Raw genomic sequence first — 13,734 nt, 5'->3', positions numbered from 1 at the left:
CACCCGGCCCGACTCGCTTACTCTACAATCTGAACACCTTTCCAGAACGCAATGCGCCCAGCGATTTGCTGCGCCTCCTCTTTCGGTTCAGGGTAGTACCAGACCGCATCTGGATTGGTCTTCCCGTTGACTTTTAACGTGAAATAATTGGCAGTTCCCTTCCAGCTGCAAACACTTGTTGTCGAACTTTTTTCAATAAATTCATCGCTGAGTGACTCTCTTGGGAAGTAGTGATTTCCATCGACAACGACGGTGTCGTCCGACTCTGCTACTATTATTTCATTCCAAATTGCTTTCATAACTATCTCATCAGAGCCCTGGAGAGTGTGCATGTTGGTCCAATGCCCGTCCTGTAAAGAATCTGTTGAGGTCATCGTCGAGAGTGGTGAGAACGATGATACTCCTAATGTGATTGATACCTTCTCAAGCATCCATTGTCCAAGATGCGGTGAAGTTGAATTCCAGATCGATGTCGGAGAAACCCGCGTTGCGACAAATCCGGGAACGATGTCGCAAGAAAAACTCGCCCACTTCTCGCTTCTTAAACTTGTTGGTCGGGGAGGATTTGGGTCCGTTTGGCTAGCTGAAGATGACAACCTGGGTCGACAAGTCGCCTTGAAAGTTCCCGTCTCAAAGGACAACGACGTCGGCTCGCTTCTCCATGAGGCCAAAACGGCTGCGAAGCTCAAACACCCGAACATCGTTTCGATCTTTGAAGTCGGAGTCGAAGAGGGGCAAGTTTTCATTGCGAGTGAATTCATTGACGGAATGACCTTGCGGGATTTGCTCTCGACTGGAAAAACAACGACTGAGCGGACTTGCGAAATTCTGATCGACATCGCCAATGCACTTCAACACGCCCATGAAAACGGAGTTGTTCACCGGGATATCAAACCGGCGAATATCATCTTAAATAAGGAAGGTCAGCCATTCGTCACCGACTTCGGTCTCGCGAAAAAGATCTCTGCCGAAGCTTCGATCTCGTCTGAAGGTCAGGTGCTCGGAACCGCGAAGTATATGTCCCCTGAGCAAGCGAGCGGAAAGACTCGTGAAACCGATCATCGATCAGACATTTACGCAATCGGAATTATTCTTTTCGAAATGCTCACCCTCCATCAGCCATTTCGAGGAAACGTCCGGGCAATTTTACATCAGAAAATTTATGAAGACGCTCCCACTCCGAATTCTCTCGACCCGAGTGTCCCCAAGGACTTAGAGACGATCTGCCTGAAATGTCTCGAACGAGACCCTGAGAAACGGTACCAAAGTTCTTCTGAAGTCGCAGAAGAACTGACACGTTTCCAAAAGGGCGAACCGATCAAAGCTCGGCCAGTCTCTTCAATTGAAAAAACGTGGCGCTGGTGCCGTCGTCGACCGGGTGTCGCGACGTTACTGGCAAGTCTATTTTTAAGTCTGTCTCTCGGTTTGGCTGGCGTCAGCTACTTCTGGATTCAAGCTTTGCGAAGTGCAGAAATTGCCAACGGAATGTTTTATCGAGCACAAATGAATCTCGCGACCGAGCATTTACGCTCAGGCGACATACATGCTCTCAAGCAGGTTGTCCTCCCCTTCATGGACGGAGAAGGTCTTGAAAGTTTCCGTGGCTTCGAATGGAACTATTTCAATTCAAAGTCCAATGTTTTTATGCAATCTGTAGGCATTTCTGATCCCGTGTCAGATGTCGCAATTTCAAGGCAAGGAGACCTGTTCGCAGCCTGTGGAACACCGAAAGAGTTCCACATTTGGAGCACCGATACTGGCGAGGTTCTGCGGGTTTGCAAAATTCCAGCTGGAAAAGTGACAACTCTTTCGTTCTCCCCATCCAGTTCGCTCCTCGCCACCGGATCAAACGATGGTTGGCTCAGGTTCTGGAACCCCGTTGAGGCTGAAACGCCAACCCGCGAAGTGAAGCACGGTCCGTCAGTTGAACTCATACGCTTCTCCCCTGACGGAAAACAGATCGCAACTGGCGGAAAAACCGGGGCGGTGCGAATTTGGTCAATCGAGGATCTTGAGATGGTGGCTCAGATCCCAACTGGAAAGCCGGAGCTCGTCGACTTTCGATTTTCTCCTGACGGCCAGCAGCTTGCAGTCGGCACGAACAATGAAATCATCACACGCTGGGATATTGCAAATCGGATTAAACTGGGAACTCTTGGCCCGTGCCCTCTGTTGCTTCACTTCACGTACTCAGCTGATGGGAAACAAATCGCAGCGGGAACTTATTCTGGGCAGGTCCTCTGGTGGGATGTAGAAACTGGTGAGCAAGTTGCTTCCACCCCCATTGGCGACGGAGCCGTTGGCGATCTGGAAAACTCGAATGACTCCAATCAATTGCTCGTCACCAAAGCAGTCGGTGATCTCATTGTGCTTGATCCTGCAACTCAGCAAGAAACTCATCGCTTTCAAACTCACACATTAAGTTTCGGAACAATTGACGTTTCCCGAAACGGAAAGTTAATCGTCACCGGCAGCGGAGATGGTTCGGTCAACGTCATCAGACTCAATCGTTTGAACCTCCCGGAAGTTCTCTGGGAAGACAAACACATCCGGCAACTGGAAGTCTTACCGTCGGGGAATGAAGTCGCTGTGATCGTTGGTGATGAGCGAGTCGAAATTCGTTCACTCAACAGAATGGAATCGCGAAAGATCCCAAAGTTTGATGATAAAAGAGTGACATCAGTCTCAGCCCATCCCACGAAAAATCTTCTGGCCATTGCAACCATGGGGAACGAGGTGGTGCTCTGGGATACAAAAAAGGAACAGGTTGAATCGAAAATTCCCAGCGGCACTGAAAGTTCGACCGAAGCCCTGTTCTCTCCAGATGGTCAAATGCTTGCGATCGCAAACCGCACGGGAGATGTCCAAATTCTTAACCTCAGCGACCTCACAACTCCCCAGACTCAATGGGCGTCCGATTACCAGAAACTGAGTTCGATCAGCTTTCATCCAGACTCAAGCGAACTCGCAGTGACTTTCGAAAATGGACAGGTCGAACTTCGAAACGTCCTCAAAGGGGGAGCGATCACACAATCATTCGAAGTCTCCGGAGGTCCGTTAGATGCATGCTATTGCCTTGAAGGGAATTCCTTGGCCATCGGGACGAATTCAGGATCTGTCCACTTATGGAACCGAGCTGAACCGAGAAAAGTCAGCTCAATCAAAGCCCATCGAGCGAAGGTGAATACTGTCAGTTCCTTCCCGAATGGTCAGCGGTTCGTCACTGGAGCACGCGACCGGCAAGTCAAAATCTGGGACGCCAAAACTGGACAATTGATCACAACTCTCCATGGTCATGAGCGTCAGGTGTTTGCATCTGCTCTCTCCAAAGATGGCAAAACACTTGTTTCAGGTGGTCTTTCTGGAGATATCCGGATTTGGAGAAGCAAATAGAGCTGAGCCGAAAAACCTGACATTACACTCTCAAACGCTGAGAAAAGTGCCCATTCCACAAGCTCCATGGACTGATGCCAGGTAAAATCGGCCACTTTCCTGCCCCCGCCCTCAAAAACAAATCAATAAATAAACATGCGACGTTGCGTTTGGTCTCTCAGTTTAGGTAATTTAGGTCAAGCGGGCCGCCGTCTTTGCTGTTCACGCTCAGTGATGAGACTTGAGATGGCTGCCAAATTCGAATTCTGAATTCTTACTGACTGGGAGAAAAATATGGCAGTCCGAAGTGGTCGTTTCAAAATCAAAAACACAACCACAAACAGCGCAGAGTCCGTACTCATCCACCACAAAACTCGGTCTGTCTACCGTTTTTTTAATTCGGGTGATAAGCCATTTCAATTGAAGCAGAAGTTGGGTGGCGGTCAAAAGACAGTCGAAGCTAAAAACTCAATTGACTTTGAACTCAGACCGGACAAAGGAGAGCTCATTCTCGTAGTGGGTGCGGGTGAAACAGCTCAAGGGATGTATGACTTTGTTGAATCATCCAGAGATGTCCGTAACGGCCGTTTCAGTTTGGAGATGCTGAATTCAACATCAGCTGCAACGATCATTTTCGGGCGAGACAGAACGCTATACCGTGTTTTCAATTCGGGCGAATTCCCATTCAAATTGAAGAATGGCTCGAACGCAGCAGTTATTGTCCCTTCAAAACAGTCACTCGATATTGTTGTGAAAGGGAACGTCAAAATCAGTACGAACAGTACAACCGCAATACTGGCTGAAGCGATTTATGACATCGTCACTGACAGCAAACCAATCCGCAGTGGCAGATTTAACAGACGTGCCAGCGGGACTCCGAATGAGTTTCACCAGATCATTGACATCCGTGACCTTGGAGCCTCACCGTATTTGCTGTATCGAATCCTCAACTCTGGAGATGAGGATATTGAAATCGTTGCTCGAAAAGATCCAAGCGACTCAGCTGAAGAACAAATAATCTTCACTCTGCCAAAAAAGCAGTCTTTCGATTTCGGCATCGATGAAGAAGGTTTCGATTCACGAAAAACAATCGGAGTCCGGTCGACGGGTGCCAACAAGGCAATCAAAGGAATCTATGAATTCCTCGGAAACGACACCGCTACATAAACTTGACCGTCTCCCCTGAGCCTCACCAATAAGGTGAGGCTCATCCCCCTTGTTGTCTGGAGCAATGCACGATGACAGATGATGAATCAAAGGTTTCTCGCAGAGAGTTCATAAAATTCGCAGCCTTCACCTCTGCCACCGCCGGAGGGCTCTATGCCTTGACTGCGAAATCCGATATTCTCGCGGAGGAACCACTACTAGCGAACCGCTCAGACGAGGAGGCTGAGCTTCATGGTTACACATACGCAGGAGGGGTCCCGTAAGCCAGATTGGTCCGATCGGCCTCGTGACTCACAATCCTCACGTGATTGCTTTCCACGATGAGTTTGGTGAACTCGATTTTCCGCCAGAGCGTCCTCTTCATCTGAGCATGAACCTGTGCATGAAGAGAAGTCGCAACTCATGACGAGAGACTGGAATCGAAAACTGGACGAGCTCACCCATAAGATTCTCGAACAGAACGACTCAACTTCTCAGGCCGTGATCAGATTGTGGAAACAATGCCCTAAGTTGCACGAACAGGTCGTCCGCTCGGGAACCGGTTTACCGCTCTTAAAACTCTGGGGACTCAGCCGGAATATTGATGATAACACCGGGACAGAAATCGTAGCCTCGCCGATCTTGGAGATGCTCGGCGCTCTCACGAACTTCCCTCTTCAGCCACCCGTGCTTCATGCCGGGATTCAGCATACATACGGTTACCTGTTCAGCTTGATTGATACACCATACGGACGAAAACGGGATCGCTGGGTTCAATCATACCTGGAAAAATCTTTGGGCTTGAAACGCCCTACTTTTTCACCTGTTGTTTCAGACGGAACTCTGCTTCTGAATCTGACTTACTTTCTGGGAAGAGTCCTCTTTCGTGGACGACCGGCTGAGATCTCATGCCTTAGACGCAATCGACGTTTTGTAGATTCTGAGCTCCTGAAACTCAATTTTCGTCGGTTGAAATGTCATCGAATCACGGAAGAACTCGGCAATGGCCCCGACAGAATCCGCATCGTCATTGACATTCTCTCTCTCTCCAATTCTCAACTTCCCAATCCATCGAACACTGAGAACCTCGACGGCCTGCTGATCTACGGAATCGAAGAGGTTCCTTCAAAGAGACTCTCCCTTATCACCACGTTTCCGGTCTCAAAAGAAACAATCGAAGAGTTGTTGAACCAACCGTGCGGGCACCGTGTTGAAGTTCAACTGAAATACAATGCGTTTGCAAACAACATCCCGAGAGAACCTCTCCTCGGAACGCGAACCATTCAGCTATCGTGATGAACTCCCATTGATGAGGTATGAATTTTCCATCTTTGAGTGACAATCAAAATCGTGAAACGTTACGATTTCAGCAGTGAAGATCTCACCCGTAAAATTGTGCCCTTGCAGAGATTCCATTTAACTTCAGAGGCTCCAGTGAAAGACTTTCTCCCACGCAGAGCGACATTCATTGCACTTCTTTTTTTCGCAGCGACACAGCCGATTGCAGCCGCACAGACGACCGAGACGCCCCCGCCAAACATCATGATCGTCCTCTGCGATGATCTTGGTTATGGGGACATCGGATGCTACGGGCATGATGTCATCAAGACACCGCATCTGGATAAGTTCGCAAAGCAAAGCTTGAAGCTGACGGACTGTTACGCAGCGGCCCCAAACTGTTCGCCTGCCAGAACCGGACTGATGACAGGGCGGACACCATCACGTGTCGGAGTGTACAGCTGGATTCCGTTTCTTTCTCCGATGCACGTTCGTGAGACAGAAATCACAATCGCACACCGACTTAAAGATGCAGAATATGAGACTTGCCAGGTTGGCAAATGGCATCTCAACGGTTGGTTCAATCTTCCTGGTCAGCCACAACCCAACGACATGGGTTTCGACCATTGGTTCGCGACCCAGAACAACGCACTTCCTAACCACCGTAACCCATATAACTTTGTGAGGAACGGAATTCCTGCTGGGCCTCTTGAAGGGTATGCGTCACACCTCGTCACTGACGAAGCAATCAATTGGCTCGACCACCGCGATGAGAAAAAACCGTTCTTTATGTACGTTTGCTATCACGAACCGCACGAACCAATCGCTACCGATGCAGAGTACGCAGCCATGTACGGCAATGGCGACAATCCAAGTTTAGAGGCACACCACGGAAACATTACACAGATGGACACAGCCTTCGGCCGGTTGATGAAAAAACTGGAAACCCTCAACGTTGAAGAGAATACGCTGGTCATCTTCACCAGCGATAACGGTCCCGCCATGACGCGCATTCATCCACATGGCTCAACGGACGGTCTACGAAAATACAAAGGCCACTTGTACGAAGGAGGAATTCGCGTGCCCGGATTAGTTCGTTGGCCGGGACACGTCAAACCGGGAACAACCAGCGACGTTCCAGTCAGCGCACTCGACTTCCTCCCGACACTCTGTGAAGTCGCAGGCACCACGCCCCCCTCTGACCGCGTGCTTGATGGAACGAGCGTCCTGCCAGTTTTCCACGGGAAAAATGTGACTCGCGAGAAACCACTCTACTGGCAGTTTAACTACGCGAAGTCCGACCCGAGAGTCGTCATCCGAGACGGCGATTGGAAACTGCTCTCGAAACTGGATCTCAACGACCAGGGGAACTTAACTGACATCACAGATCAGCAAATGGAACAATTCAAAACAGCCAAGCTGCAAGGATTTGAACTTTACAATCTCAAGAAAGACCGCAACGAAACGACAGATCTGAGTAAAACAAACCCACAGCAACTCAACAAAATGGTCGCTGCCATGACCAAGATTTACACAGAAGTTCAACAAGAAGCCCCCATCTGGCCCGCTTGGACCTGGCCCCGTTACGAAGGCCAGAGAATCGAATGGCCCCCATACCGCGGAAAATAATAGCCAGCCTCAATAGACAAGCCTTAGACCAGTATGCTCGACCCTGCACCCGTGAAGAATACGTTTCGCTAGTAAAATTGCTGTTCGCCACGAAGCAGAACCTGAACTTCAATTCGAGAATGCTTGAGTTACTTGCTCTTCTTCTCTTCAACGGGTGGTTCAATTTGGTCGATCGCTTTTTTGACCATTCCCTTGAAGCGATTGTTGTCGGTTTCTGCGTGTAGTTTTTTGAGGACGGGGAGGGCTTCGGTGGCTTCCGGGCCGATTTTTCCAATGAGGTAGAGAGCGTAATAATTCTTCCGAGGATCTCCTGACTGCATCCCTTCAATCAAAATAGGAATTGCGTTTGGACTGGCGGCGTCAATCGACTTGAGTGCTCCTTTGGCAACGGCGATGTCCTCGTCACTATCGAGCAGTTGAAAGAGGGCAGGGACTGCGTCTTTAGCAGGTGGTCCAATTTTACCTAGAGCAGTTGCTGCGTCGCGGCGAACCATCCAATCTTCATCCTTGAGGACTTCAATGAAAATCGGGACGCTAACCTTTGTGTCTGCCTCGATCGCTGCCAGGCAACGAACAGCAGCGGCTCGTAAATCTGAATTTGTGTGGTTGAGCAAAGTGAGAATCTCAGCTTTTGAGCCCAAAGCTGATTTTCCGAATTGCGTGAGGGAATCAATCGCTGCCTGCACGACCAGAGTCTCCGAATCACTCAACAAAGGGATCAGCGCACTCACAACGGGGTCCTCCTTGAGCTTCAGGCTTCCCAGCGCAGACGCGGAAGATCGGCGGACTCCTGGATCAGAATCCTTGAGATTCTGAATCAACTTAGCAATCACTTCATCAGAAGTGGAACCGATCACCCCTAACGTTTCAGCAGCGAGCGCCCTGACTCTTGCATTCTCATCATCAAGAGCAGAAATCAGTTCGGGCTGGAGTGACTTTGCCGCCTTGCCGAGAGTTCCAACACCTTCGATTCCGGCAGCACGAACAACTGATGCAGAATCAGAGAGTCCCGTTCGAATCACCGGGACCAGCTTGGCTGTATCCTTTTCATGCTTCACAAGCGCAGAGATGCTGGCAGCTCGAATCTCTGCAGTCGAGTCTTTAGAGATTTCAAAAAGTGCTGCGACCGTTTCTTGATCTGGTCTCTGTAGATTTTCAATGGCTTCACTGGCAGCGAGCCGAACGTTGATGGAGTCATCTTGTAATAACTTTCGAAGAGCAGACTCCGCTGAGGATGGAGTTGCCCCCATCAGACCTAGTGCACGTGCGGCACTTGCTCGAACATTTTCGTTTTCGTGCTTAAGCGAACTGATCAAAGTTGGTGTTGCTGATGGCCCCATGTCCGCCAGTGCGGCAGCAATTTGCTCTAGCGGCTGATCGGGCTCCGCTGTCGCGGCGAGAATGTCTGAGACCGCTCCAACTCCAATGCGACTAAGAGCTTTTGCGACCTCGGCTGAGCTTCCCGGTTGCTTCAACGCTGCGATTAAATCTGGAATCGCAACTTCCCCAGTTGCCCCCATCGCCCCTATGGCAACTGCAGCAGATGATCGCTGTGAAGCATCCTCGTCTTGCAGCATCTTTTTTAACGATGGGAGCAACGCCTTTGCATTTGGCCCCAGCAGCCCAACTGCAAGCACTGCACTATTCCGGACTGTCGCTTCCTCGTCACTCAGAGCAGCCAGAACAATGGGAGTTCGATTTTGTTCAGGAAGATTGACCGATGCAATCGCGACGATGGCAGCTGCACGAGTGGCTGCGTCAGAATCCTTTGCCGCTGCGAGCAGTTTTGTCTGGCTGTTTGGGCTCAAATCATCGATCTTTCCCAATCCGTGAGCAGCAAGAGCTCGAACTTCTTTCTGTTCATGTTGAATCGCCTGCACCAATGCGTCCTCTGCAGCTGGCCCCAATCGAAGCAGTGCGCTGACAGCCCGCTCGCGTACATTTGCATCGCTGTCTTGCAGAGCTGCTGTTAACTCTGGAAGCACTTCAGCTGCAGAATCGCTCATCCAACCGTAGGAATCCATCACACCAGCCCGGACTCGAACCTGCCGACTTTTCATCGCTTCACGAAGCGGCGGAATGGCCTCTTTACCAATTGCCCCTAATGCCCAAGCCGCTCGGTATCGCCTTTGGTCTGCATAGTGGCTGAGGCTCTCAACGAGCACTGGAATGGCTGCACTGGCTGGTGGACCGATACGCTGAATAGCAGTCGCCGACTGCACCCAGACCTGACCATCTTTCTCCCCAAGACCTTTGATCAACGCAGGAAGGGCCGGTTCTGCTTTCGCCCCCAACGCTGCAAGTTCATACGCAGCTTCACGACGTTCGTCGAGTTCTCCGTCAGTCAGTTTCTGAGAAAGTTCCTCGACAGAACGCCCATCTTCAGAACGGCTATCAGCGGGAGCGTTATCTTGAGCCTGAAGTGTTTGGCAAGACAAGAAGATTCCGAGAAGCAAAAGAACAGACCAGTTTGAAACATTCTCAATGCTTATCGCACTCGTGAAGCTTGCCTTCATCGCGCCAGAGACTTCTCGCCGCGAGGCTGAGAGTGAAGACGATTCAGAAGGCTGCTCTTCCGAGTACCAGTTGAGTGTGTGCATGTTCGAGTTCATTTCACGGACTTCTAAGAACTGATCTGGAAACCTGAATTTGGCCTCTCGTGCACTGAGCCACCTCTTCGTCATCGAGGCAGGTTTTCGGCGAGATCCTTAAAACGGATCTCGCATTATCGGTTTCACGACAAGCACCAATCACTTTGTCGGGTGACGCCCAGAAGATCGCTCTGAACGTCACACACCACTGCTTCAGCCTTTCGCAACACGAAAGACTCACTATCACGAATTGAGTTCTCAGCGCCTTGAAATGAGGACTCGATTAAATATCGAGGCCAGAAAGTCTGCCAGTGCTATCGCCAATATAATCAATCGGAGTCCCGAATCGATCAAGCATCGACATGAACAGGTTACACATTGGCGTTTCGGTCGGAATGCTTAAATGACGCCCGGGGGTAATTGTTCCACCGCCATGACCAGCAAGGAGAACCGGTAAGTTTTCGTTGTTGTGTCGATCCCCATCGCTGAGACCGCTGCCGTAACAAACCATGGAGTTGTCGAGCAAGTTGCCGTGACCATCTGGAGTGGCTTTCATTTTCTTCAGCAAGTAGGCCAACTGAGCAACATGGAACTGGTTGATCTTACTGATCTTCGAAAGTTTCTCGTCATCGCCGCGATGGTGAGATAACGCGTGGTGACCATTCGGAATATCGAGGTTCTGGTAACTGCGGTTACTCCCGGCATTCGCGAACATACACGTGGCGATGCGAGTGGTGTCTGTCTGGAAACCGAGGACCATCATGTCACACATTAAACGAATGTGTTCGCCATAATCCTTTGGAGTTCCTTCCGGGACGGGGTAATCAATATCAACGATTGGGGCAGGGTCGTTACTCGCATGATCCAGGCGTCGCTCGATTTCTCGAACTCCTGTCAGGTATTCATCGAGTTTTCGCTGGTCATTCCTTCCCAGACTCGCCTTCAATCGCTTTGCATCGTCACTCACGAAATCAAGAATACTTTTCTTGAGTGCTTCGCGACGCAGTTTGTTTTTGTCGGTCTCTTGCTGTTTTCCGTTGCTGAAAAGTCGCTCGAAGACGAGTTTCGGGTTCGTCTCTTTCCCGTTTGGTGTGGATGATGATCCCCAGGAAATGCTGGAGGAATAGGCACAGCTGTACCCGGAGTCACAGTTTCCGGCACTCCGTCCAGGTTCGCATCCCAACTCCAACGACCTCAGTCGTGTGAGATGTCCTGCCGCCTGAGCTGCAGCCTGATCGACCGAAACTCCGGAACGAATGTTGGCTCCATCTGTTTTACGAGGTTGCGCTCCGGTCAGGAACACGGAAGCACTTCGAGCGTGATCACCCGGCCCATCTCCATTGGCTCGTCCCTTGTCGTGTGTCAGTCCGCTGATCACAAGAAGGTCGTCCTGAACCTGTGCCAGTGGCTGTAGAATCGAAGGTAAGTCGAAGCCGTAGCCGGTCTGTTGTGGAGTCCAATCGGCGAGATTGACTCCGTTCGGAACAAAGATGAAGGCCATCCGTTTCGGCGGAGCGGGCAGGGAGTTCGCTCCCAAGAGAGGGCGTGACGTCAACGACTCCATGAAGGGGAGCGCCATCGAAACACCAAGTCCGCGTAAAACGTTTCGTCTTGAAATATTCGTCGTGAACGGGCTCATTGAGATCTCCTTGCTTCTCGCATTGTAAATGGATCGCTAATTACAATTTCAAAGATCAGCGTTTGAAACCGATAGTCGTCCCTTTCAAGGGCATCAACAATTTTGTTAACGGCACATCGGTCATACGATTCTAATCCTCGCCCGAGGGCGTAGGTCAGCATTTTTTTTGTCAGACAGCGGCTAAACTCTGTTTTCTTTTCTTCGACAAGAATGTCCATCAATTCGGATGCCCCATCGAAATTTTGTCCGCCCGGCATTTGCCCCGAAGCATCGATATCGAAGCGTCCCTCGCGGTCTCGCCAAGCACCAATGGCATCGAAATTTTCCATCCCAAAACCGAGTGCATCCATCGTCCGATGACATGATGCGCAGGACGGGTCTGCACGGTGTTGCTCGAGTTGCTCTCGGAACGATCCAAGTGCCTCACCTCCCTCCTCAAGAACCGGAACATCTGGTGGTGGAGGGGGAGGGGGTTCAGCCAAGATGTTGTCAAGAATCCATTTGCCGCGCTTCACCGGAGAAGTTCGGGTTGGATTTGAAGTGAGCATTAGAATACTTGCGTGAGTCAGCACGCCACGCCTTCCGGCGGGAAGATTCACTTTTCGGAACTGATCACCCTGCACGTCCTTGATGCCATAGTGCTGTGCAAGTGTTTCATTCAGGTATGTGTAATCGGCATTGAGGAATTCCAAAAGGCTGCGGTTCTCGTGCAGGAGTTTTTCGAAAAAGATCTCTGTCTCTTTCCGCATTGCTCGCTGCAAGTCCGCGTTAAAACTGGGAAACGATTTGGAGTCAGGAGTCAGTTGAGAAACATCACGAAGTTGCAGCCACTGCCCCGCAAAATTATTGACCAGTGCCCTTGATTTCGGATCACTCAGCATTCGAGTGACCTGAGCAGATATGACATCCGGATCTGAAAGCTCCCCTTTGCTGGCGAGTGCAAAGAGTTCTTCGTCAGGCATACTACTCCAGAGAAAATAGGAGAGCCGGGACGCCAGTTCGAAGTCGTTTAAAGTTCGAATTTCCTCGCCATCCTTCGGATCTTGTTCAACTCGAAAAAGGAAATTTGGGTTCGTCAAGATTGCTGTCACGACCGTCTGGAAGATTTCGTCGATGCCACCTTCCAACTGATATGCACTCTTCATCACTCCTGCAATCCGCTCAACCTCATTCTCAGAGAGTGGTCGACGATAGGCACGTTCGGCGAATTCACGAATGTTTCGAGTCGCAACTTCAACTTTCTTGTCGTCCGATTCCGCAGTGTGGACTTCGATCCGCTTGCGTATTTCAGGATTTTCGAAAGCGTGCTTGGCGATTGTTTCGGCGGCTGCGAGATATTTTTCAACCAGGACAGGGGGGATCGTGAGGACATCCCCAATGTTATCGAATCCACTTCCGACATCGTCAGCCGGGAAGTCTTTGGCAAGATCGAGATTTAATCCCAAAAGGTCCCGGATGGTGTTGTTGTACTCAACACGATTCAGTCGACGCAGAGTCACACGCCCGGGATGCTTTTCTTTATCACAATCGAAACTTGCTAACTCCAGGTTGATCGCATCAAGGATTGAAACGAACTGAGCTGAAGTCGGTTGTTCTGAGTCCGATGGAGGCATCTGCTGCTCTTTGATGAGACGGTGCACATGCTCCCAAAGTTCGTACTCTTCCTGAATCTGCGAGTTCTTAGAGAACCGTTCGAAGTCGACTCCACCTTCGGCACCTTCACCACTGTGACAATCAATACAGTATTGGTTGACGAACGGTACGATGTTCGTCACGAAATGAGATTCGCCAGGAACGCTTGCTTGTGGTTCCAAAGCGCAACATTCGTGACCGAACGCAAGAGCCGTTATCGGGATGAGAAAAGCAATGATGTATGAAGAGGAATGATTCATCAACAATCGACTTTGGCAGGTGGCATTCATCAACCGCAATGGATCGGACGACACATGGAAAAGGCCGAAGCATCGCAGAGTTTTGAATGTCAGGCGGTCTTGGTAGGATATTTCAATCTCACGTCAATTGAGTGATATCAATTGAACGATTCTGTGATCGCGTGTGAAAATCGAATCTGTCGAGGTC

General features: G+C 50.2%; 9 protein-coding genes. 5 read left to right on the top strand and 4 right to left on the bottom strand.

Features of this window, described 5'->3' with window-relative positions; genetic code table 11:
• Window positions 1–17: 17 nt before the first annotated feature.
• On the bottom strand, window positions 18–299 hold the full coding sequence (locus Mal48_RS06425) for a DUF427 domain-containing protein (RefSeq protein WP_145197227.1): 282 nt from the start codon (window positions 297–299) through the stop codon (window positions 18–20).
• Between the two features lie 31 nt (window positions 300–330).
• Between Mal48_RS06425 and Mal48_RS06420 the strand changes: the two genes are divergently transcribed.
• The 5 genes from Mal48_RS06420 to Mal48_RS06400 all read left to right on the top strand — a co-directional run bounded on the left by Mal48_RS06420 (window position 331) and on the right by Mal48_RS06400 (window position 7,425).
• Window positions 331–3,393 carry a serine/threonine-protein kinase gene (locus Mal48_RS06420; RefSeq protein ID WP_145197225.1) on the top strand — a complete coding sequence of 1,021 codons (3,063 nt, stop codon included), beginning with the start codon at window positions 331–333 and terminating at the stop codon, window positions 3,391–3,393.
• A 273-nt stretch (window positions 3,394–3,666) separates the two neighbouring features.
• Window positions 3,667–4,539 (top strand): hypothetical protein, encoded by an 873-nt coding sequence (locus Mal48_RS06415; RefSeq protein WP_145197223.1) that lies wholly within the window; start codon window positions 3,667–3,669, stop codon window positions 4,537–4,539.
• A 71-nt stretch (window positions 4,540–4,610) separates the two neighbouring features.
• Window positions 4,611–4,802: a twin-arginine translocation signal domain-containing protein gene (locus Mal48_RS06410; RefSeq protein ID WP_145197221.1), complete on the top strand. Its 192-nt coding sequence runs from the start codon at window positions 4,611–4,613 to the stop codon at window positions 4,800–4,802.
• Window positions 4,803–4,941: 139 nt separating this feature from the next.
• Window positions 4,942–5,814: a hypothetical protein gene (locus Mal48_RS06405; protein WP_145197219.1), complete on the top strand. Its 873-nt coding sequence runs from the start codon at window positions 4,942–4,944 to the stop codon at window positions 5,812–5,814.
• Between the two features lie 138 nt (window positions 5,815–5,952).
• Window positions 5,953–7,425, top strand: coding sequence for a sulfatase-like hydrolase/transferase (locus Mal48_RS06400; RefSeq protein ID WP_231739941.1), 1,473 nt, complete (start codon window positions 5,953–5,955; stop codon window positions 7,423–7,425).
• 128 nt (window positions 7,426–7,553) lie between these two features.
• Here Mal48_RS06400 and Mal48_RS06395 read toward each other — a convergent pair whose 3' ends face one another.
• The 3 genes from Mal48_RS06395 to Mal48_RS06385 all read right to left on the bottom strand — a co-directional run bounded on the left by Mal48_RS06395 (window position 7,554) and on the right by Mal48_RS06385 (window position 13,430).
• Entirely contained in the window at window positions 7,554–10,037 is a 2,484-nt protein-coding gene (locus Mal48_RS06395; protein ID WP_231739940.1) for a HEAT repeat domain-containing protein, read from the bottom strand.
• Window positions 10,038–10,299: 262 nt separating this feature from the next.
• Window positions 10,300–11,655: a DUF1552 domain-containing protein gene (locus tag Mal48_RS06390; RefSeq protein ID WP_145197215.1), complete on the bottom strand. Its 1,356-nt coding sequence runs from the start codon at window positions 11,653–11,655 to the stop codon at window positions 10,300–10,302.
• On the bottom strand, window positions 11,652–13,430 hold the full coding sequence (locus tag Mal48_RS06385) for a DUF1592 domain-containing protein (RefSeq protein WP_231739939.1): 1,779 nt from the start codon (window positions 13,428–13,430) through the stop codon (window positions 11,652–11,654). Before Mal48_RS06385 ends, Mal48_RS06390 begins: the two co-directional genes overlap by 4 nt.
• Between the last annotated feature and the right edge of the window lie 304 nt (window positions 13,431–13,734).

Origin of the sequence: Thalassoglobus polymorphus (genome assembly GCF_007744255.1) — a bacterium.
GTDB lineage: Bacteria > Planctomycetota > Planctomycetia > Planctomycetales > Planctomycetaceae > Thalassoglobus > Thalassoglobus polymorphus.
The sequence above is the reverse complement of the archived record's forward strand: the minus strand, read 5'-3'. Positions and strand labels throughout refer to the sequence as shown.

Excerpts from the sequence above, each read along its gene's own strand:
- Mal48_RS06420 (WP_145197225.1), top strand. The coding sequence starts at position 331 with ATGTTGGTCCAATGCCCGTCCTGTAAAGAATCTGTTGAGGTCATCGTC.
- Mal48_RS06405 (WP_145197219.1), top strand. The coding sequence starts at position 4,942 with ATGACGAGAGACTGGAATCGAAAACTGGACGAGCTCACCCATAAGATT.
- Mal48_RS06390 (WP_145197215.1), bottom strand. The coding sequence starts at position 11,655 with ATGAGCCCGTTCACGACGAATATTTCAAGACGAAACGTTTTACGCGGA.
- Mal48_RS06415 (WP_145197223.1), top strand. The coding sequence starts at position 3,667 with ATGGCAGTCCGAAGTGGTCGTTTCAAAATCAAAAACACAACCACAAAC.
- Mal48_RS06425 (WP_145197227.1), bottom strand. The coding sequence starts at position 299 with ATGAAAGCAATTTGGAATGAAATAATAGTAGCAGAGTCGGACGACACC.
- Mal48_RS06410 (WP_145197221.1), top strand. The coding sequence starts at position 4,611 with ATGACAGATGATGAATCAAAGGTTTCTCGCAGAGAGTTCATAAAATTC.
- Mal48_RS06395 (WP_231739940.1), bottom strand. The coding sequence starts at position 10,037 with ATGAACTCGAACATGCACACACTCAACTGGTACTCGGAAGAGCAGCCT.